This window comes from Microbacterium sp. SLBN-111 (assembly GCF_049739645.1).
Classification (GTDB): Bacteria; Actinomycetota; Actinomycetes; order Actinomycetales; family Microbacteriaceae; genus Microbacterium.
The window spans coordinates 3,661,580-3,682,314 of record NZ_JBMGQH010000001.1 but is presented as its reverse complement, the minus strand read 5'-3'; the positions used below and the strand labels follow the sequence as shown (position 1 = coordinate 3,682,314).

General features: G+C 71.4%; 17 protein-coding genes. 5 read left to right on the top strand and 12 right to left on the bottom strand.

Going from position 1 to position 20,735, the window contains the following annotated elements:
* The first annotated feature begins 84 nt into the window (after nt 1-84).
* Both RKD05_RS17275 and RKD05_RS17270 read left to right on the top strand, forming a co-directional pair.
* Entirely contained in the window at nt 85-1,293 is a 1,209-nt protein-coding gene (locus RKD05_RS17275) for a sensor histidine kinase (protein ID WP_424711657.1), read from the top strand.
* Nucleotides 1,290-1,955 (top strand): response regulator transcription factor, encoded by a 666-nt coding sequence (locus RKD05_RS17270; RefSeq protein WP_424711655.1) that lies wholly within the window; start codon nt 1,290-1,292, stop codon nt 1,953-1,955. The genes RKD05_RS17275 and RKD05_RS17270 overlap by 4 nt, the downstream gene beginning before the upstream one ends.
* Nucleotides 1,956-1,962: 7 nt before the next feature.
* Here the strand turns inward: RKD05_RS17270 and RKD05_RS17265 are convergent, their stop codons facing one another.
* Both RKD05_RS17265 and RKD05_RS17260 read right to left on the bottom strand, forming a co-directional pair.
* Nucleotides 1,963-2,907: a hypothetical protein gene (locus tag RKD05_RS17265; RefSeq protein ID WP_424711653.1), complete on the bottom strand. Its 945-nt coding sequence runs from the start codon at nt 2,905-2,907 to the stop codon at nt 1,963-1,965.
* A 38-nt stretch (nt 2,908-2,945) separates the two neighbouring features.
* Entirely contained in the window at nt 2,946-3,902 is a 957-nt protein-coding gene (locus tag RKD05_RS17260) for an alpha/beta hydrolase (protein WP_424711652.1), read from the bottom strand.
* Nucleotides 3,903-4,182: 280 nt separating this feature from the next.
* On the opposite strand from RKD05_RS17260, the gene RKD05_RS17255 reads away from it, so the two are divergent.
* Nucleotides 4,183-4,845 carry a hypothetical protein gene (locus tag RKD05_RS17255; protein WP_424711650.1) on the top strand — a complete coding sequence of 221 codons (663 nt, stop codon included), beginning with the start codon at nt 4,183-4,185 and terminating at the stop codon, nt 4,843-4,845.
* A gap of 24 nt (nt 4,846-4,869) precedes the next feature.
* On the opposite strand, the gene RKD05_RS17250 is transcribed toward RKD05_RS17255, so the two are convergent.
* The gene (locus tag RKD05_RS17250; protein WP_424711649.1) at nt 4,870-6,072 is read right to left on the bottom strand and encodes an MFS transporter; all 1,203 of its coding nucleotides are present in this window, start codon (nt 6,070-6,072) and stop codon (nt 4,870-4,872) included.
* Nucleotides 6,073-6,187: 115 nt separating this feature from the next.
* Between RKD05_RS17250 and RKD05_RS17245 the strand changes: the two genes are divergently transcribed.
* Entirely contained in the window at nt 6,188-6,634 is a 447-nt protein-coding gene (locus RKD05_RS17245; protein WP_424711648.1) for a MarR family winged helix-turn-helix transcriptional regulator, read from the top strand.
* Between the two features lie 89 nt (nt 6,635-6,723).
* Here the strand turns inward: RKD05_RS17245 and RKD05_RS17240 are convergent, their stop codons facing one another.
* The 3 genes from RKD05_RS17240 to RKD05_RS17230 form a co-directional block, all read right to left on the bottom strand.
* On the bottom strand, nt 6,724-6,951 hold the full coding sequence (locus RKD05_RS17240; RefSeq protein WP_022878215.1) for a hypothetical protein: 228 nt from the start codon (nt 6,949-6,951) through the stop codon (nt 6,724-6,726).
* Nucleotides 6,948-7,715, bottom strand: a complete 768-nt coding sequence (locus RKD05_RS17235; RefSeq protein ID WP_424711646.1) for a potassium channel family protein — start codon at nt 7,713-7,715, stop codon at nt 6,948-6,950. The genes RKD05_RS17240 and RKD05_RS17235 overlap by 4 nt, the downstream gene beginning before the upstream one ends.
* A gap of 72 nt (nt 7,716-7,787) precedes the next feature.
* On the bottom strand, nt 7,788-9,530 hold the full coding sequence (locus RKD05_RS17230; protein ID WP_424711644.1) for a Na+/H+ antiporter: 1,743 nt from the start codon (nt 9,528-9,530) through the stop codon (nt 7,788-7,790).
* 362 nt (nt 9,531-9,892) lie between these two features.
* On the opposite strand from RKD05_RS17230, the gene RKD05_RS17225 reads away from it, so the two are divergent.
* Nucleotides 9,893-10,195 carry a hypothetical protein gene (locus tag RKD05_RS17225; protein WP_424711642.1) on the top strand — a complete coding sequence of 101 codons (303 nt, stop codon included), beginning with the start codon at nt 9,893-9,895 and terminating at the stop codon, nt 10,193-10,195.
* 59 nt (nt 10,196-10,254) lie between these two features.
* Here RKD05_RS17225 and RKD05_RS17220 read toward each other — a convergent pair whose 3' ends face one another.
* From RKD05_RS17220 to RKD05_RS17195, 6 genes are all read right to left on the bottom strand, one after another.
* On the bottom strand, nt 10,255-10,785 hold the full coding sequence (locus tag RKD05_RS17220; protein WP_424711641.1) for a DUF6036 family nucleotidyltransferase: 531 nt from the start codon (nt 10,783-10,785) through the stop codon (nt 10,255-10,257).
* Nucleotides 10,786-11,382: 597 nt separating this feature from the next.
* Complete coding sequence (locus tag RKD05_RS17215) at nt 11,383-14,736, bottom strand: ATP-binding protein (protein ID WP_424711640.1); 3,354 nt, start codon at nt 14,734-14,736, stop codon at nt 11,383-11,385.
* Complete coding sequence (locus RKD05_RS17210; protein ID WP_424711639.1) at nt 14,733-15,461, bottom strand: DUF4194 domain-containing protein; 729 nt, start codon at nt 15,459-15,461, stop codon at nt 14,733-14,735. The genes RKD05_RS17215 and RKD05_RS17210 overlap by 4 nt, the downstream gene beginning before the upstream one ends.
* The gene (locus RKD05_RS17205; RefSeq protein WP_424711637.1) at nt 15,454-16,929 is read right to left on the bottom strand and encodes a DUF3375 domain-containing protein; all 1,476 of its coding nucleotides are present in this window, start codon (nt 16,927-16,929) and stop codon (nt 15,454-15,456) included. The genes RKD05_RS17210 and RKD05_RS17205 overlap by 8 nt, the downstream gene beginning before the upstream one ends.
* 105 nt (nt 16,930-17,034) lie before the next feature.
* Nucleotides 17,035-19,017 (bottom strand): ArnT family glycosyltransferase, encoded by a 1,983-nt coding sequence (locus RKD05_RS17200; RefSeq protein WP_424711636.1) that lies wholly within the window; start codon nt 19,015-19,017, stop codon nt 17,035-17,037.
* Nucleotides 19,018-19,232: 215 nt separating this feature from the next.
* Nucleotides 19,233-20,588 (bottom strand): APC family permease, encoded by a 1,356-nt coding sequence (locus RKD05_RS17195; protein ID WP_424711885.1) that lies wholly within the window; start codon nt 20,586-20,588, stop codon nt 19,233-19,235.
* Nucleotides 20,589-20,735: the final 147 nt, after the last annotated feature.

Below are 20,735 nucleotides of genomic sequence, written 5' to 3'. Positions count from 1 at the left end.
GTGGATGCCTACCCCCACGGGGGGATCCGTGTCTGCCCCGGAACGGCGATGGCCCCGCACCGTGTGGGGCGTCAGACTGGGACGATGCGACCCGCCCCCACGATCGACGCGGCCCCGCGCCTGCTGCCCTCGGTGCCGGTGTGGGTGCGCGACATCGTGACCGCCGTGCTCGTGATCGTCCCGGCTTTCGCCCCGGTGCCCTTTCCCGAGCTGCGCCCGTCGAGCCCGCTCGTGTTCGCGCTCGCCGTGCTGCCCGCGGCCGTCCTCCCGTTTCGGCGCCGCTGGCCCCGCGCGGCCCTCGCGGTGTGCATCGCGCTCTACGTCGCGGCCCTCGCCCTCGGCACCCTCGCGCCCGGGGCGGGCCTCGCGGTCGTCATCGCCGCGTACGGCGTGTCCAATCGCCTGGATCGTCGCGCCGCGTTCCCGGTGAGCGTCGCCGCGGTCGGGGTCGTCGTCGCCGCGAGCATCGTCGTCGAGGTCATGACGGGCATGGACACGCGCTTCCTCCAGATCGGACTTTCCGTCGCGCTCGCCGGAGCGGTGGGGGATGCCACCCGCTCGCGCCGCGCCTACGTGCTGGCCGTGATCGAGCGCGCCCGCCGCGCGGAGCAGACGCGCGAGGCCGAGGCGAGTCGCCGCGTCACCGAGGAGCGGCTGCGGATCGCGCGCGACCTCCACGACGCCGTGGCGCATCAGATCTCAGTCATCAGCTTGAACGCCGGCGTCGCGTCGTCGGCGCTCGAGACGCGGCCGGAACGGGCGCGCGAGGCGCTCGCCACGATCCGGACCGCATCGCGCGACGTGCTGGGGGAGATCGGGTCGATGCTGACCGTCCTGCGCACGCCCGACGAGGTCGGCGTCCGCGAGCAGCCGGGGCTCGCCCGCCTGGGCGATGTCGTGGAATCGGTCCGCGTCGCCGGGTGGGATGTCGTCGTGCGAGACGAGACCGCGGGGGAGCCGGTGCCGCTCGGCGTCGACATCGTCGCCTACCGCGTCGTGCAGGAGGGCCTCACGAACGCCCTCAAGCACGGCACGGCGCGCCGGGTCCACGTCCTCCTGCGGCGGGACGGCGACGTGCTCGAGGTGGTCGTGACCAACCCGCTGGACCACGTTCCCGCGGACCCCGAGCTCCCGCCGTCGGGCTTCGGCCTGGTCGGGCTGCGCGAGCGCGTCGACTCGGTGGGCGGTGCGCTGGAGGCGGGTCCCGCGCCCGGCGGGTTCCGGCTCGCCGCGCGCCTTCCTCTCGCGGCCCCGGCGACCGGTGCCCGCCCCGCTTCCGGAGGTGTCGCGTGACCACGGTGCTCGTCGTCGACGATCAGGCCCTCATTCGATCCGCGGTGCGCGACCTCCTCGACGCGGCGCCCGGCGTCGAGGTCGTCGGGGAAGCCGCGGACGGCGAGGCGGCCGTCGACCTCGCCCGCACCCTGCGCCCCAACGTCGTCGTGTGCGACATCCGGATGCCACGGATGGACGGCATCGAGGCGACCGAGCTCATCTGCGGCGACCCGGCCCTGAGCGACACGCGCGTGCTCATCCTCACCACGTTCGAGGAGGACGACTACGTCGTCGCAGCGCTCCGCGCGGGAGCGAGCGGCTTCATCGGGAAGGGCGCCGAGCCCGAAGACATCGTGCAGGCCGTGCACGCCGTGCACGACGGCGGCGCGCTGCTGTCGCCGGCGGCCACGCGGGCGATGATCGAGAAGTACGTGCGGGGAGCGGCATCCGAGGCTCGCCGTCCGTCGCCGGCCCTCGACGTCCTCACCGAGCGCGAGCGGGAGGTGCTGCGGCTCGTCGGCCGCGGGCGCTCCAACGATGAGATCGCCGCGGATCTGTTCATCTCGCCGCACACGGCCAAGACCCACGTCAAGAACACGATGATCAAGCTGGGCGCGCACGACCGGGCGCAGCTCGTCATCGCGGCGTACGAGAGCGGGCTGGTACAGCCCGGGCACTGAGCCCGGGTCAGCGGAGCCGGTGCAGCAGCCGCGCGGCGAGGTAGCGCGCGCGACCCCGGGGTGAGAGCGGGTCGTAGCCGAGGGCGCGGGTCCACGTCTCGTGCCGCGCCTGCAGCGTGCTGTGGTGCAGGAGGAGCGTCGTGGCCGCGGATCGGATGCTGTCGCTGTCGACCACCACGTCGAGAGCGTCCAGCGTGCGCGCGTCCAGCGTGGCGAGGACCTCGACGTCCGGGTACGCCTCGGTTGAGCGTTCGTGGGCGCGGGCCAGTCCGATGAGGACGCCGAGGTCGGCGGCGTCGACGACGGGATGCCGGGCGTCGGTCAGGCGCAGGGCCAGGAGCGCGTCGGCGCACGCGCTCGGGATGCCGTCGAGATCGGCGGCGAGGCTCACGCCCGCGGGAGCGGTCGGCGCGGGGCCGTTGCCGAGCCCGATCCAGACCGGCCCTCGCGGAGTCGCGAGGACGGTCGCGGGCCCGACGAAGGGCTGCGGTCCCGGCGGGGGAGCCGCGACGATCCGGACCGGTCCGTCGAGCTTCAGCCGATGCGCCGCGGCCTGGCGATCCACCGATGACGCACCCGCGTCGATGACCCGATCCACGGCGCTCGTCATCGGCGCACTGCGCATCTCCACGATCGCGAGGGCGAGACGCGCACGATCGAGGATCATCGCGTCATTGACGGTCGGCTCTCCGTCTCGCTCCAGCCAGACGCTCTCGGCCGGCGTCGCTCGGTCGCCGTCCCCGTCGTCGACACGCGCGCCGTCGGCGTCGATGCGGACGACCCGTCCCCGGACGCGCGCCCCCGCGGTGGTCGCACCCAGGATCGCCGCGGCCCGGACGATCGCCTCCGCCCCGGCGCCACCGGCGACGAGCGCGTCGAAATACTCGATGATCTTCAGCGACTCGCTCGCCGCGGGATCGAGCACCGTCAGTCGGCCCAGCAGTTCGCGCATGAGGTCACCCCCGTCTCGCGCTCAGCTTAGGACCGCGCTCACCCCCACAGGCGTCGGATCCAGCGGTCGCGAGCGTCCACGGCATCCTGGGACAACGCCGCCTGCGGCGCCAGTCCGTCGAACGCATGGAATCCGCCCGGCCACACGTGCAGCTCGGCGACGCCGCCGGCCGCCCAGATCGCCGAGGCGTAGGCGACGTCCTCGTCGCGGAAGACCTCGGCGCTGCCGCATTCGATGAACGCCGGCGGGAGTCCCGCCAGGTCGGTGGCACGTGCGGGTGCGGCGTAGATCGAGACGGAGTCGGTGCCGACGCGGTCGCCGAGCAGCGACGTCCAACCCAGGACGTTGCTGCCGCGATCCCACACGCCCACGCCGTCGATGTCGTGCGTCGATCCGGTGGCATCCCGATCGTCGAGCATCGGGTAGAGGAGCACCTGACCGGCCAGGTGCGGTCCGCTCCGGTCACGGGCGAGGAGCGCCACACCCGCGGCCAGGCCGCCCCCGGCGCTGCCCCCCGCGATGATCAGCCGGTCGGCCTCGATCCCGAGCTCGTCGGCGTGCGCCGCGGTCCAGACGAGCCCCGCGTAGCAGTCCTCGACGGGGTACGGATCCGGGAACTCGGGGGCGAGGCGGTACTCGACCGTGACCATGACGGCGTTGTACGTGTGCAGCCATCCGGCGAAGCCGAGCGCGGCGGTGAACCGATCGCCGATGATCATGCCGCCGCCGTGGGTGTGGAAGATCCCCGGTCCGGTGCCGGTGCGGCCACGGGCCTGGATGACGGAGACGAGGATCTCGTCGCCGGCGTGTCCCGGGATGACGACGTCGCGGGATTCCAGGTCGAGTTCCTCCATCTGCTCCTGCGGGGTCGGCATCCCCGGGACCCCGCCGGCGCGCATCGCGGGGATCATCTCCGCCGTGAGGGTCGGCGGCATCATCGCGGAGATCACCTCGAGCATCGGGGCGAGTTCGGGGTCGAAAGGGGGTCGCGTCATCGGGAATCCTTCCTCGGGAACGCCTCGTCGCGTTCCCCTCGATTCTCCGACGCACGCGGGACCGCCACCCCCGCCGGGTGGCGGAGGATGTCGCCGACGGACCCGACGACCGGCGGGCGGCGTCGGCTCGTCGGGTGTCGGCCGCGCTCGCGCGCGGGCGGGAGCGTTCGCGCGCCGGCGTCGGCTGGAGAGCGTGCGGCCCTGACCGCGCTCGCGCGCCGGCGCCGGGTGCTGGTAGAACAGTTCGCGTCCCCCCGACGACTCCCCCCGGAGGTCTTGCGTGTTCCCCCGACCGCCGCGATCCGCTGTCCTTCTCCTCTGCGCCGCCGCCGCCGTCGCCCTTGTCGGGTGCGGCGCGGTCGCTCCGGCCACCGACGCGCCACCGGCACCCGCGGCCGGCGCGGAGGACGCCGCATCGACCGACACCCCCGACACCCCCGACGCCGGTGCGTCCCCCGCGACCGGGGGAGGCGACTACCCGACCTGCGACGAGGTGTACTCGGCGCTCGGTCCCGAGGCATCCGATCTGGTCATCGCGGCGGATGCCGACAACGGCGAGGTCGAGGGCTCGAGCGGGCGCGAATTGAGCTGCACCTGGATCACTCCGCAGGCCGCCGCCAATTCTCTCGACATGCAGAACTACGGAGGGTTCGGCGTCGGCATCCACCGTGACCCGAGCTACATCGAGAGCGACTACGACGCGCTCGGGTGGACGATCGACGACCCCCGTCTCGGTGCCGAGGGCGCCTGGGCGCTCACCGCGGGAGGGAACTACGACGGCGGGGCCGTCGTCGACATCGGCAGCGTCCAGGTCGTCCGCGACGGCACGATCGTCACGATCTCCGCGACCGGCGCGATGCTGAACAAGGTTCCGCAGCTGGCCGACCTGACGCAGTCGTGGGCCGTGGGAGCGGGGCTGCGGATCCTCGATCTGATGCGCTGACACGCGGGGTCCGACGGCCGCCGGTCAGCGCTGCGCGGATTCCAGAGCGGCGTCCCGCTCGGCGCCGGAGGGTGCTGCCCCGGAACGGCGCCCACGCGTCATCGTCGCGGCGAGCACGATGACCGCCGCCGCGGTGATCCCGGCACCGATCCACAGCGGGGACGTGTACCCGAGGCCGGCCGCGATGCCGATGCCGCCGGCCCAGGCCCCGAGGGCGTTGCCGACGTTGAAGGCGGCGATGTTCGCACCCGAGGCGAGCGTGGGTGCCGAGCCGGCGAAGACCATCGTGCGGCTCTGCAGCGCGGGGACGGTGGCGAACCCGAACCCGCCCATGAGGAACAGGGCGATGATCGTCGCGACGCCCGATCCCGCGAACGCCGCGAACGCGACGAGGACCACGAGGAGCGCCGACACCGCGACGAGCAGCGTGCCGTCGATGGAGCGGTCGGCGAGGCGGCCGCCGAGGGCGTTGCCGATGACGAGACCGATCCCGAACAGCACGAGCAGCCACGGCACGGCGCCGCTGTCGAAGCCGCTGACCTCGGTCAGGGTGTACGCGATGTAGGTGAACGCGCCGAACATCCCGCCGTAGGCGAGGACCGTGACCACCAGCGAGATCCACACCTGGCCCGAGCGGAACGCCCGCAGCTCGTGGCGGAGGCGGATCTCGGCATCCGGTCGGGGGAGTTTCGGGACGAGCGTCAGGATGCCTATGAACGCCAGGATGCCGATCCCCGCGATGACCCAGAACGTCGAGCGCCAGCCGAACTGCTGGCCGAGGAACGTGCCGAACGGCACGCCGAACACGTTCGCCGCCGTGAGTCCGGTGAACATGAGCGCGATCGCGCCGCCGCGCTTCTCGGGGGCGACGAGGCTCGCCGCGACGACCGACCCGATGCCGAAGAACGCGCCGTGGCAGAGCGCGGCAATGATGCGACCGACCATCGCGACGCCGTAGTCCGGGGCGAGGGCGGTCAGCGCGTTGCCCAGGACGAACAGAACGAGGAGGCCGAGGAGCACGGGCTTCCGGGGGAGCCGGGTCGTCGCGGCGGTGAGGCCCAGGGCGCCCACCACGACGCTCAGGGCGTACCCGGAGATGAGCCAGCCGGCCGAGGACTCGGAGACGGCGAAGTCCGTCGCGACCTCCGGCAGGAGTCCCATGATGACGAACTCCGTGAGTCCGATGCCGAATGCGCCGACGGCGAGGGCGATGAGTCCTAGGGGCATGAGGGGTCTCCTGATACACTCGAGATAGTTGCACGCGCGCTCTTTTGCAGCGGCGAGGGAAATAATTGCACACGCAAGTAAAGCGCGCAAGCAAGTATCGAGGAGGAGTGCGCCCATGGGAATCGCTGACGACGCCGTCGAGATCCGCGCACGCGGCTGGCGCACCCTGGCGGCGCTCCACGGGCTCATCGAGGCCGAGCTCGAGCGAGCGCTCGGCGTGGTCGAGTTGTCCGTTGTCGAGTACACGGTGCTGGACGCGCTCGACCGCCAGGACGGGTGGCACATGCGCATGCAGCAGCTCGCGCGGGCGGCGGCACTCAGCCCCAGCGCGACGACGCGACTCGTGAACCGCCTCGAAGACCGCGGCCTGCTCACGCGCGTCCTGTGCGCCGACGACCGACGCGGGATCTACACCGAGCTCACCGTGGCCGGGCGCTCACTGTACGAGCGCGCGCGGCCGGTCCACGACGAGGCGCTCGAGCGCGTGCTCGCGGATGCCGAGAAGCAGCCCGAACTGGCGCCGGTCGTCGACGCACTGCACGGGGTGGCGCTGCCGGCCTGACAGCCGTTCTTCCGGCGGGGGCGACCGGCGCGGTCGTCCGGCGGCGGTGACCCGCCGCGGTCGTCAGGCAGCGGTGACCGCCGCGGGCGTCAGACGATGCCGCCGATCATGGCATCCCGTCGGAGCTGATCGTGCGTGGCGTGGAACTTCCCGTCGGCCGTCCACCAGGCCTCGTGCCCCGCGGCATCCGGATGCTGCTCGACCACGACGGGCCAGTGGGCCTTGATGTCCTTGAGGTAGTAGCGGATCTCGCCGCCGATCGTGCGCTTCTCGACCTTGTCGGAGGCTTCCAGCTGGTCCTGCGTGGGCTCGCTCATGGCGTGAGCCTAGGGCCGGGCTCGGCCGGCGGGACAGGGGTTGCGGGCAACGGCTGCCCCGCGCGCAGGAGGTCTTTGAGCTCCGCGATCTCCGCCCGCATCGCCTCGACCTGCGCCTCGGTCGCCGCCGTCGCCTGCTCGTTCTCCATCGAGACGCGCTGCACGATCCACGACGCGAGGGTGGCCGTGACGACACCGATGAGCGCGATCCCTCCGATCATCAGCCCCACGGCGACGATGCGGCCGCCGATCGTGACGGGGAAGTAGTCGCCGTAGCCGACGGTGGTGATGGTCTCGAACGACCACCACACGGCGTCCCCGAACGACGAGATCGGACCGTTGCTGCCTTTCTCCTCGTCGTACACGGCGAGGGCGGCGACGAACACCGTGAGCGCGGTCGCCCCGATCGTGTAGATCGCCACGCGGCCGCGCAGCATCGACTCGGTGTTGCGCTGGATGAGCGCGATGATCGTGAAGAAACGCATGAGGCGAAGCGGTCGGAACACCGGCAGCGCGACGATCGCAAGGTCGAGGAGGTGACGCCAGAACCAGCGCCACCGGTTCTCGGCGATCGAGATGCGCACCACGTAATCGACGGCGAAGGCGACCCACGTCACCCGCTGCAGGATCTCGGCGATCGTGCCCACCACGCCGCCCGGGTGCGCCAGGATCTCCGCGGCATACGAGGCGAGGAACACGACGGCCGCCACGACCATCGGCCACTGTGCCGCACGTTCCCAGCGTGCGAGACGTTCTCCGTACATGGGGTGATTATGGCGCAGCCGCGGGGCGGCGCCGGCCGCGGGTTTCCGCGGCTCGCGGCCGCGGCTCCGGGCTCAGTCGGTGGCGCGTTCCATGCCCCGTGCGCGGATCTCCTCGATGTCGAGATCGGCGAGGATCCGGCGGGCGACGAGGTCGTCGATCGTGCCCTCGCGGCGCAGGCGCAGCAGCACCTCGCGCTTGCGGTCGAGGATCGCCAGGCGCAGGCGGGTCGCCTCCTTGTGGCGCAGGATCGGGGACCGCTGCGTGAGGTCGATGTCGTCGCTCACGGCGATCATCTCGAGCTGCCCCGTGGGCCGGCGGCCGTCGTCGTCTCCGTCCATCCCGGGAGGAATCGGCCCCATCCGGGACGCGGCGTCGTCGCCGCCGGCATCCATGTCGTCGTTCTCGCGGTCGCGCTCCTCGGCCGCGCGCTGACGCGCGACCGCGCGGGCGTTCGCGAGTTCGAGGCGCTCGTAGCCCTCCTGTCGTGCCCGGTCGCGGACGAGGTCGCTGACGCCGTGCTCGGCCGCGAGATCGTCGAGGGCGGTGAGCGCGGCACCCGAGATCGCGCGCTGGGCGAGCTCGAACTCCTCGATCGCCGCGTCATCGGCGGGGAGCTTGGCCCACCGGATGACGGCGGGGAGGAGTGGACCCTGCACGAGCAGGGTCAGCACGATCACGCCGGCGGTGATGAAGACGACCGCGTCGCGTCCGGCCACGGGGGTGCCGTCGGCCGTCGTCAGGGGCACGGACAGCGCGATCGCCAGCGACACCGCGCCGCGGAAACCGGCCACGGTGCTGACGACGCGGGACCGATGTCGCAGGGAGCGCGACGATCCGGTGCCCGGCCGGGAGAACGGCGAGAAGAACCACTGGAACATGTACCGCACGATCGCGAGGACGATCCACGCGGCCACCGTGATGAGCAGCAGCATGCCGATCTCCGACGGCGAGATCTCGTGCAGCACCAGCTGGATCTCGAGGCCGATGAGCACGAACAGCGCACCGTTGAGGAGATAGACGCCGAAGGGCCAGGTGGCATCCGCCGCTCTGCGCGACATCGCGGTCGTGATGCGGGGCGCGATCCACGCGACGATGAGTCCCGCGAAGACGACCGCGAGGACTCCGGACGCGTGGGCGACTTCGGCCACCAGGAAGGCCACGAACGGGACGAGGGCGAGGGTCAGGTTGATCGTGAGCGTCGATTCCATGCGGCGCAGGGCGAGGTATGCCAGTGCGGCGACCGCGACACCCGCGGCGGCACCGCCCACGTACGACAGGACCACCATGCCCGTGATCTCCCACGGGGTGACCTGGTTGCCGATGAGGAGCGATACCGCGATCGAGTACAGCACCAGCGCCGTTCCGTCGTTGGTGAGGCTCTCGGCCTTCAGCTTCATGAACGTGCGTTCGGGAAGCAGGCGACCGAGGGCGGCGACGGCGGTGGCGTCGGGGGGAGCGACCGCCGCGCCCAGCACGAGTGCGGCCTCCCACGGCACGCCCATCCACGTCGCGACGCCGGCGACGGCGAAGGCGGATGCCACGACCAGCAGCGTGCTCATCGGCACGATGTAGCGCAGTGACCGGCGGACCGAGCGCAGCGACGTCGTCCACGCCTCGCGGAACAGCAGGACGGGGAGGAACAGCAGCAGCACGGTCTCGGGCGGCAGCTCGATCTGCCGCAGCTCGGGCACGAAGCCGAGCGCGAGCCCGATCACCAGCAGCACGAGCGGCGTGGCCACCCGCAGCCGCGGGGCCAGCACCGTCCCCACGAGCATCGCGAGCCCGAGCAGAACCGTGACCTCGAGTCCTTGCATCCGCAACCGCCTTTCCCGCGCCCTCAGCACACAGCGTAGAGAAGGGGTGGTACATTCCCTCGGCCGTGTTCGCTGTGAGCGTGCGGACCCGGTGCGGGTGCTCGGCGGCGCTCGCTCAGTGATTCGCGGGATGTCGGTCGCGTGCCGTGGATTGCGGCTGAGGTTGTGCGGATCGCTGAGGTTGCGCGCGGCCGGATGCCCGGGCTGCGATCGCGCAGGCTCAGTGATCCGCCGGATGTCAGCCGATCGCCGCAGGGTTTGGCTGCCGTTGCGCGGATCGCTGAGGTTGTGCACGCGAATGGATGCCACGGGTGCCGAACTGGAATCTTTCGCGTCGTGGTCGGATAGGTGAAATTGGTCCAATGACCCGCTCTTTACGCCCTTTCGATGCATTTCCCAGTCCAATCGCCGCCGATTGGACCCTCATCGAGCTTCTGGAGTGGATCGGTGCGGACGACAGCCGGTGTCACGACGACCGGCTGCGGGGACTCCTGGATGCCATCGACCCCGGCGCCCCGGTCGGCTCGGGCGCGGTGGTCGTGCTGGTCCGGTCGCTCGCCGCGCGCGTCGTGGCCGACCCGGCGCTGGGTGCGATGAGGGTCGGGGATGCCGTCGGGAACCCGGACGAGGTCGTCGACGCCGAGCGGGTTCTCGTAACCGTGTGAGGGCCCCGGTCGCGCGCACAGCGACCATGGTCAAACGGGCAGCCTGGCGTGCTGACCCCTCAGAGTTCCTCGGCGACGTTGACTTCGAGTCCGTCCTCGGAGATGAGGTTCCGAGGATGAGACGGGTCCGACAGATCGACGACCGGAAGCGCTGCTGCGACGTAGCGAGCCGAGTTGTCGGGGAACGTTGCAAGGAAGGTTTGCGCAGCGACGGCAACTCGCTCGTCGGCCGTCGTCGAGGCCAACCGGTCCCGCAGCGTCGTGACGTCCACAAGATTCCCCTCGATCAACCCCCGCACGAAGGTGTGGTCTTTTGTGCGATTGGCCAGCAGTTTTGATGCGCAGAGATCGTGCACGTCCAAGCACCAACCGATGCAATACGAGGTCGCCTCGCTGGAGATCGGCACGAGGCGGTCCAGCCAGCCGTGTGGGAGAACGGCGGTCCGCGGTCCGACACCCTGCGCGTAGCTTCCGTGCAACTGGTGAAACTCCGACATCTCGCCGAGGACACCGTCGATGACGGTCGCCAGATGTTCGTCGGCGTCGTCCTGCACCGGTCGGACGTCGGCCTCGGCCGAGAACGTCGCCACCTCGGGCAGCTCCTACTCGTTGTACGTTCCCAGAATCGCCTGCGAGCCGATGATGATGATCTGGTTCTCGCCGATGACGGCGCACGCCGCCCGGATCAGGTGCTCGAGATCCTCACGAAACACGACGGAGGCCCATAGCGATGTCCGCGCGGATGTCGAAAGGGAGAACTCCCGCCAAGGGAGTCATTTGCCGCAGATCGTTGCCGCGTTCTCCTCGCATCCGAGCCACGGCCACGATGCCCTCCGGGCCAGCAGCCCACGCGCTTTCCCACTCGTCGATCCATTCGTGAGCGAGAGGACCGCGTGCCCGGGTGCGAAGTTTCGCCAGGTTCTCGCCGATGATGCGGGAGGCCCTGCCCCAGTCGGAGCGGACATACGGAATGGCTGCTTCGTGCAGAGCGATGCTCAGTACCGACGTGCGATCCGCGTAACCGTCAGGTCCGACAGGCTCATGCCCGGAATCTCGGTCGGTGACCACAGCAACCCTCACTCCCGTGGTGGAGATTATCTCAGGTCCTTCCCCGAGGCGGCAGGGTCGCGGAGGGGCTGGCCGTCCGCGACCGGGATCTCCCGCGGCGTGCGCACCCGGCAGCAGCCTCACGCCCCGGCCGGCAGCGCCACCTTCGCCTTCGCCCACGACCGACCGCGGGTGTCCTTCAGGATGTCGTACTCGACGTCGACGTGCGGCTCGATCGCGCTGTACTTGTCGTTCGGCGCGCCGATGACGAGCTGGAACCCGAGGCCGCGCCACGCGCCGATCGCGCGCTTGGTGAAGTGCGCGTCGGCCTTGATGAGCGCCTCGTCCAGGAACACCGGGGCGTAGCGCGGGCGCTCGGCGCCGGCATCCCCGAGCTGGTAGCGCAGAGCCGCGCCGACGATGAACGCGATGAGCTCCTGCGACTCGCCGCCGGACTTCTCGCCGATGTGGTCGTACAGCGCGACGTGCTCGCCGGTCGCGGCGCGGAAGCGCTCGGCGCTCACCCGCACGTGGTTGCGGACGTCGACGAGGTCGGCGAAGTCGGGCGCGGTGGGCCGGATGCGGCCGATGAGCCGCGCCATCCGGCCGTACACGGCCTCGCGCTCCTCGTCGGTCGAGGCGGCGTCGATCGCGGCGCGCACGTCGCGCAGTTCGCGGCGGAACCGCCGGCGCACCTCGGACTGGCTCTCGCGCGGCACGATCTGCAGACGGTGCTCGTCGTCGTAGAACGGCAGGTCGCGCATGATGTCGTTGATCGGCGCGATGCGGTCGCGGATCTCGCGCAACGCGCGAGTGAGCGACGCATCGAGGTTGGTGAGGTCGTTGCCTGAGAGGCGCAGCAGGCTGTCGCGCCACTCGGCCTCCAGCTCGTGCAGCCCGCTGGCTTCGAGGTCGGCGAGGATCCGCTCGAAGTCGCCGAGCGACTCGTCGGGGTCGGCGAGCAGGTTCGGGCTCGGCCACCGGTCGAGGAACGCCGTGAGCGTGCGGCGCAGGCTTTCGCGCTGCTCGCTCCAGGTCTCCTGCGCGACGCGCTGGTCCTCCAGCAGCCGCTTGGATGCGGATTCGAGTGCCGCGTCGAACCGGGCGAGGCGCTGCGAGGGAGACGCGTCGTCCCCGGAGGGCGCGACGAACAGCGCGTCGAGGTACGCGGCTTCCTCTTCGGTGAGCGCGATTCCCGCGTCCTCGGCGCGTTCGAGCAGGATCTGCGCGGCATCCACCTCGTCCGTGACCTCGGCCCAGCGGGCGGCGAGACGCTGCTGTTCCGTCTTCGCGCCGCCGATCTCTTCGCGCAGCCGCGCGGCGCGGGCGCGCGTGCCCGAGATCTGCTCCTGCAGCTCGGCGATGCGGGGGTTGCCGGCGGTGATCTCGGTGAGCGTCTCGGTCCAGCGCTCGATCTCGCGATCGACGGATGCCGTGTCCACCTCGTCCCAGGCGAGGTCGGCGATCTTCTCCAAGGCGCTGCGGCGATCGTCGAACGCATCGAGGGCGGCCGCGGCCTCGTCGACGGCGGCCTGGGCCGCGGCGAGGTCGCGGCGGACGGCGGCGATCTCGTCGCCGAGCTCGCTCAGACGGACCCGGCTCGAGAAGCCGAGGATGCTGTGACGGGAAGAGCCGCCGTGAGCGCCGCGCGCGCCCTGGCTCGTCTGCCCCGAGATCGTCAGCGCCATACGGTGCCGGGAAAGGTCGGAGACACTGTCCACGCACACGAACGCGAACTGCTGCTCGAGCCGGTCCTGCAGCCAGCCGGTGAAGGGCGAGGGGCGGTAGTCGAGGCGCCCGGGAAGCGTGGCGGGGTCGAGGCCGGTGCGCTCGGGAAGACCGGTCGTCACGCCCTCGAAGCGCAGACGCTCCGAAAGGCGGACGCCGTCGATCGCGGCCCGGAAGGATGCCAGGTGCGCGGCGTCGACGAGGAGCGTCGTCGCGAAGCCCCCCAGCGCGAGCGTGAACGCTCCGCGCCACGGCTCGAACTCGGTGCGGACGTCCACCAGCTCCGCGACGAACGGCAGCTCGGCCGCGGTGAGACCCGCCGCCTCCGCCAGCGCTTCGCGCGCCTCGTGCAGGCGCGGCGGGATGTTGTCGTCGCGGGTCTGCGTGCGGCGGTGCTCGGTCTCGAGCGTCGCGAGCTGCTGACGGAGGGCCGTGTGCCGGCTGCTGGCGGCGACGAAGGCGTCGCGCACGGCGGACTTGGCATCCGTGTCGCCGAGGGTCCGGCGCGCCTCGTCGACGAGCGCCGCGAAGCCCTTCGCGTCGGCGACGTCGGTGCCGAGCGTCGCGAGCGCGGCGTCGAAGCGGTCGCGGTCGCGCTGCATCCCGGCCCGGCGGCGTTCGAGCCCCCGCAGTTCGCGCTGGGCGGCGTCGAGTCGATCGCCGCCCGCGGCGCGCAGCACGTCGACGAGACCGTCGCGCTCCGCCTCGGCGGCGTCGGCGAGCGCCTGACGTTCGCGCACCAGGGCGTCGGTGGCGTGGGTGCGTTCGCGCAGCTCGTCCTCGACGGCGCCGAGCAGGTCGATGCGGCGCTGCGCGCGCCACAGCGACGCGCGCGACGCGGGATCGCCGAAGCGCCCGAGCGCCTCGATGATGCCCACGCGTTCGGCGGCGTCGTCGATGCGCGCGGTGATGGTGCGGATCGGCTGCAGCGCCCGCACCTGCTGGCGCGCCTCGAGCATGCGGGTGCGCGTCGACTCCAGACCGTCGAAGTGCGCGACGACGGCCTCGGCGGTCGCGAGGGTCTCGGGCTCTTCGAGGACCATGCGCTTGTACAGGTCGTCGACGGTGGTGATCTGCTGCCCGGCCTGGATACGGGCGAGCAGGCTCATCGCCTTCGCCCCGGCCCCGGCCGCGCCGATCCCGAGCACGGCGTGCAGTCGGGCGGAGAACTCGCGGTCGGTCGCGAGCGTGTCGAGACCGGTCGCGCGGACCGCGGAGTCGGACAGATGCTGGGATGCCGCCCGCTCGAGCGCGCGCAGGTCGAAGGCGCCGTGGATCGTGCCGCGCACCTTCACCGCGTCGTCGAGCACGCGCGCCGCGGCGGGGATGTACCAGGCGCGCACCGCGGTGAAGCGGGCGCCGTCGTGGTCGACCCAGGTCATCGCGATCGCCGTCCACGTGTCGGTGCCGTCGCCGCGCAGCACCCGGACCTTCGTGCCCTCGTCGGTGCGCGACTCGTCGAGCTTGCCGCGGCCGTAGGACAGGATGTTGCGCTGCTCCTGCCCTCGCGGGCGGCCGACCACCGCGCCGTTGGAGGCACCGTTGAACGGGGTCGTGTGCGGCATCATGAGCGCGACGTACGCGTCCATGAGCGTCGACTTGCCCGACCCGGACCCGCCGCACAGCAGCGTCGCAGTGGGCGCGAAACGCACGCGGTGCTCGCCGTCGTAGCCGCCCCAGTTGATCAGCTGCAGTTCCTCGGCGACCCACTGCTGACCGCGCGACGCGGCGGGGATCAGACCGAACAGCGTCTCGAGCATCGTCATGCGTTCTGCTCCTCGCGAAGGGATGCCACGGCCTCGACGTCACCGGACGTCGCGGGCTCGGCATCCGGTGTCTGCTCGTCCAGCCAGCGCTGCAGCTCGCGCAGCACCTCGGCGCTGAGCACGATCTCGATGAGCGGCCCGATGCGGTAGCGCCCCTCGGACTCCTCCTCGATGATCCCCTCGCGGTCGAGGCGCGCAATGGCGGTGCGCACGGCGCGCTGCTGGCTCGCGCGCGTGCCGTCTGATTCGGCGAAGTACGTGAGGACCGTCTGCTCGACCTCTTCGACGTCGACGCGGGCCGACGGCGCACCCGAGGTCGTCTCGCGCTGGAACACCGTGCGGAGGTACACGAGCACGAGTGTCTCGGCGCGCGAATACGCCTCGTCCTTCAGGAGGATCGGCACGTCGACCTCGTCGCTGCGGACCTGCTCCTTGTACGCGACGCCGCGATCGTGGTCGACGACGAGCCGCACGAACAGGTCGTTGAGGCGCGACTCGATCATCTGCTGGTGCTCCAGCAGCAGCTTCCACTCGGCGGGGGAGTTCTCGGCGAGCAGGAACCGGCGCTGCAGGATCCGCACGAGCACGCGTCGCACATCGGCATCCAGGATGCCGCGATCCCCGGCGAACAGAGCGTCGGGGTCGTTCTCCATCGCGACGGGGGCGATGAAGGCGGGGGTGTCGTCGGGGGTGGGAGCAAGCGCGGACGTGTCGACGTCAGTCATCGGCATCCGTTTCTGTCGGGCGGACGGCGGTGACCGCCGTGAAAGCGAAGCGGCGGGTCGTGCCGTCGGGGCGGACCGCCTCGACCACGGAGACCTCGTCGCCCTCGGCGAGTCCGCGTCGGTGGGCGATTTCGAGGAGGCCGACGAGATCGACGGGGCGGCGCGTGTACTCCTCCGCTCCGGCGAAGGCCTCGGCGAGGTCGAAGCGCTCGCCGAGCGTCTCGACGTAGCGTTCCAGCTCGGCGTAGTGCGGGCCGCCCCACGCGCGGGTGTCCGCGTCGACGAACTCGACGTCGGCCTCGTCGGTCGAGAGGGGTTCGGGTGCGCCGGCCGGGCGGATGTCGCTGAGCGAGCGTCGCAGGTGGCCGATGTCGGCGAGGGGCAGGGTGCGCACCGGCTCGACGCGGCCGGGGGCCTTGGTCTGGCTCCACCGGTGCAACCCCGCCATGACGGAGCGGAGCAGGTCGTCGACCTGGCGGTCGCGGATCGGATCGTGCGTCTTCACCTGCACCGTGATGACGTGCGAGGCGCGCCGCTGCGCCGTGAGCACCTCCAGCACGCCCGCCTCGACGCGGCGGGCGATGGCATCCAGTTCTCCGCGCTGCTCGGGGGTCATGAGCCGCGCGAAGGGCTGGGTGAGCACGGCGTGCAGCTGTTCGGTGAGGTCGTCGATGTGCTCGGGGTCGCCGATCAGGCGCAGCGCGCCTTGGAACGCCCGACCCTCCGGAGTGGCCTGCATGACGTGCCGGCCGCGCTCGAGGTACTCGCGCAGGACGTCGCCCGTCGGGCGCGCGTCGCGACGCAACTCGGCGACGACGTCGCGCTGCATCGCGGTGATCGACTCCGCGACACGGGAGAAGTCCGCCGGGAGCTCGCGTGCGAGGTGGATGACGTTCTCCGCCTCCTCGAGGAGGTGCTCGTCGTCGGGCGGCTCGATGACGCCCTCGTCGAGCGCGGCGATCTCGGCATCCAGGGCCGCCCGCTCGGCGAGCAGGGCCTCGCGGCGCCGCTCGGGATCGGTCTCGGCGTCGCGCGCGAGCCGCTCGACGGCGTCGAGCAGCGTCCGGACGCGGGACCGTGACACGCGTGCGCGCCCGCCGCCCGCGCGCCCGGCGATCTCGAGCGCTCCGACGGCGTGGGCGGAGAGGCGGTACACCTCGACGTCGTCCTCGATCTGGAGGCTCAACCAGCCCACGCGCACCCAGCCGCGGCAGATGTCGCGCGCGGACCCGGCGGGGATGCGACGGTCGTCCTCGGTGTCGTACCCCGCGGCGCGCAGCTCGTCCATCGCCTCGGCGACCTCGACGTGCGCGTCGGCGACCGCGACCGCGGGACGGTCGGGCGAGAACACGTTCGACAGCACGGCCACGACGAACGGTGCGAACCGCCCGTGCAGCAGGTCGAGCATCGGGTTCTTGAACGCCGTGACCGAGCGCAGGTAAGCGGCTTCGGCGCGGGTGGTGGTCACTGGCTCGAGTCTACCGGCGGGGCGGGGCGGCCCCGATTCGCCTGTGAGTGGCCCGCGCCCACGTCACCCCCGCGTGGCCCGCGCCAGCCCCGAGTCGGCCCGACGTCACCGGCAGGTGTAGAGGGTGAACGACGTCACCCCGAACATCTCGCCGCCCTCCCTCGGTGCCGTGAGGTTCCAGGTGCTGTCGCGGCGGCAGTGGTCGTCTCGTACGAGCGCCCGGACCGGGTCGCCCTTCCGCGTCGTCGACGCGACGACGAAGAGGTGAGCGCGACCGCTGGCGACCAGGGAGCGCAGAGCACTTTCGCTGAACACCGGAGCGGACCCCGAGTACCCGCCGTCCGTCAGCACACTGTCGCCCGTCGCGACGATGACCGGTGCCGAGAGCGCCCACGAATCGCTCACGAACAGCGGGCGTCCGTCGACGCCGCCGCCGTTCTTCTGGGCGGTCTGGATGAGTTGCGTGAGCGCCGGCGACCTCGACGGCTCCCCGCCCCATGGTGACCACGCCGACGGGGTGAAGGTCTCGTCGGGGTGCGCCGACCTGGGTGAGACGCCGACATAGGCGTCGCCGCCGCCGCCATCGCGCGCGGAGTCGAGGACCTGGGTGCTGAACGCGATCGGACCGCACAGGACCGCCAGCGCGAGCATCGCCGGGATCACCGCGTCCCGGGGACCCCGGACCGGATGCCACAGCCGCGCCGCCGCAACCATCGCCGCGATCAGTCCCGCAGCCCAGACCGCGACCGTTGCGGCGACGAGGAGAAGCGGCATCCGTCCGGCGACCGAGAGGTACGTCCACCACGCGCCCTGCGCGACGAGGAGCAGGGGAGCGGCGAGCCGCGGCCACAGCCGCGCCGCAGCCCGCAACCGCACGACCTCGCGCCAGGCGAGGGCCGCGAGCAGCGCCAGCGGCACGCCGAGCCCGGCCACGTACGCGGTGTGCGGAACCCTCGCCGCGCTGAGGAAGGTCGCCGAGACGACCGTCCAGGAGGCCAGCGCGACGAGCATCGCGCGGTCGACCCGCGCGGCGGCTTCCCGGCGCGGTCCGGCCGGGCGAGCCCGTCGCGGCCACCACCGCACCGCCCCGAGGACGATGCCCGCGATCGCCGCGGGGTACAGCCACCCGATCTGCGTCACGAGCGGCGACTCGAGGAGCTTCGTCATGGAGGCCGCTTCGCCGCCGCTTCCCGCGTTCGCGGCGGAGTTCTGCGCGGCGAGCATCAGGGCGCCCAGGATCCCGCCGTCGGTGGGGTGCGACCCCACCGCTCCAGCGACGGCATTGGGCACCAGGCGGTCGATGCCGTTGTAGCCGAACACCATCGCGAAGATGTCGTTGTCGGTCGAGCCGTCGACGAACGGGCGGGCGCCGGCGGGGGTGAGCGCGAACAGGAACATCCACGAGAGCGAGGCTGCGATGCTCGACGCCGTGAGCGCCGCCGCATGACCCCATGCCCGCCGTGCGCCGGCAACGGCGAGGAACGTCGCGACCACGAGCCCCGGGAGCACGAACCAGGCGGACATCATCTTCGCCTGGAACCCCACCCCGATGAACAGCCCCGCCACCAGCAGGGGCCACCACCGGCCGGTCAGGATCGCCCGCTGCCACCACACCAGGGCGACGGCGAGGGCCATCGTCAGCAGTCCGTCCTCCATGGGATGCCCGAACATCGACACGAAGATCGGCGTCGAGGCGGCCGCCGCAGCCGCGACCAGGCCCATCCCGCGCCCACCCCAACGCAGACCCACGACCGCGCACGCGAGGATCGTGACGACGCCCTCCACCACCTGCGGCAGCGCGACCGACGAGGTCGACATCCCGAAGAGGTCGATGCCGAGCGCCTGCGGCACCGCGAACCCGGAGAGCTTGTCGAGCGTCACGGTGGCCGCGGGGTCGAAGGCGCCGAAGAGGAGCGCTCGCCACGACTCGGACATCGAGCGCGCTGAAGCCTCGTAGAAGGAGGAGTCGCCGCCCTTCGACAGGTTCCAGGTCATCAAGACCGTGGCGGCGACGACGATGCCGAGGAGCGTGAGCCGCGCCCACCAGGGTTCGCGCCACCAGCGCGCGAGAGGGACGGGTGGAGTCACGCCGCTCAGGATGGAGCCGGTGCTCCAGGGTGGCATAGGGAGGGGTTATGAGAGCGCTGTGACTCCGCGCGACTCCGTCGGAACGCGGCGGCACCCGGTGTCACAGCCGGTGCGGCGCGGTTTCTGCAGGAGTCGTGCGGCGCTGGGACTCCGGAAACGCGAAGGCCGCGGCATCCCTCCCGGAAGAGGGGATGCCGCGGCCGAGGCGGTGCGGGTCAGATCTCCGAGCGCGGGCCCGGGACGGTCTTGTTCACACCCGTGACGGGCTGGTTCTCGTCGAACGAGGCGATCGGGCGCTGGAAGCCCCGGGTGAGGACGACGAGGTACACCACGCCGATACCGGTCCAGATGAGACCGCCGATGAGCGCGTGCGCGTCGAGGTTCACCCACAGCAGGCCCGTGAGCAGCATGCCGATCCCGGGCATCACGATGTAGCGGAAGATGTCGCCCGGCGTCTTGCGCAGGCCCTTGCGGATCGCGAACCACGCGATCACCGAGATGTTCACGAACGTGAACGCGATGAGCGCGCCGTAGTTGATGTACGCGGAGATCTGCTCCAGCGTGAACGCGATGGCGAGCAGGCTCACGACGCCGACGATGATGATCGAGATCGTCGGGGTGTGCGTCTTCGGGTTGATGAACCCGAAGATCCGACGGGGGAGCACGTTGTTGCGGCCCATGACCATCAGCATGCGCGAGACCGAGGCGTGCGAGGCCAGCCACGAGGCGAGCGTCGCGGCGAAGCCGGCGGCGGTCAGCACGGCCTGCAGCACCGGGCCGCCCACCTGGACGCCGATCTCGGGCAGCGTGCTGTCCTCGATCGCCTCCTGCGGGAACGCCGTCGAGTCGGGGAAGCGCAGCTGCGTGAAGTACGCCGCGACGAGGAAGATGACGCCACCGGCGACGAGCGTGAACAGGATCGCGCGCGGCATGATCTTCGGCGTCTTGGCCTCCTCGGAGTACATCGACACCGCGTCGAAGCCGATGAAGGAGAAGCAGACGACGGTCGCGCCGGCGAGCACGGCGCCGAACTGCACGTCGCTGTGCGCGAAGGGTGCGAGGGACACGGGCGTCCCGGCGCCCGCACCACCGACGAGCTGCACGATCACCATGACCACGAAGACGGTCATCACGAGGATCGAGAACACCAGCAGGATCATGTTGACGTTCGAGGTGCCGCGCATCGTGAGGTAGATGACGCCGGTGACGCCCGCCGTGAAGACGACGACCCAGATCCAGCCCGGGACGTCGGGGAACAGCGCCTCCATGTAGCTGCGCAGGATCAGCGCGTTCACCATCGGCAGGAGCATGTAGTCGATGAGGGCGGTCCACCCGACGACGAAGCCGACGCCCGGGTGGATCGACTCGCGCGCGTAGGTGTACGCGGAGCCGGCGCTCGGGATGACGCGCACCATCTTGCCGTAGCTGATGGCGGTGAAGACGAGCACCACGAGGGCGAGCGCATACGCGGCGGGGACGACGTTGTTGGTCTTGTCGGCGACGAGGCCGAAGGTGTCGAAGACGACGGTCGGGGTCATGTACCCCAGGCCGAGCCCCACGATCGACCACAGGCCGAGGGTGCGGGCGAGCTTGGCTCCCGAGTTGGACGGGGGCGCCACGGCGGCGCCGATGTTCTCGTTCGTGGCTTCTCCTAGGAGGGAGGGTCGGAATCGGGTGGATCCGACCGGGCGAGTGGTGTCAGGGTGGTGCGGCGGTGC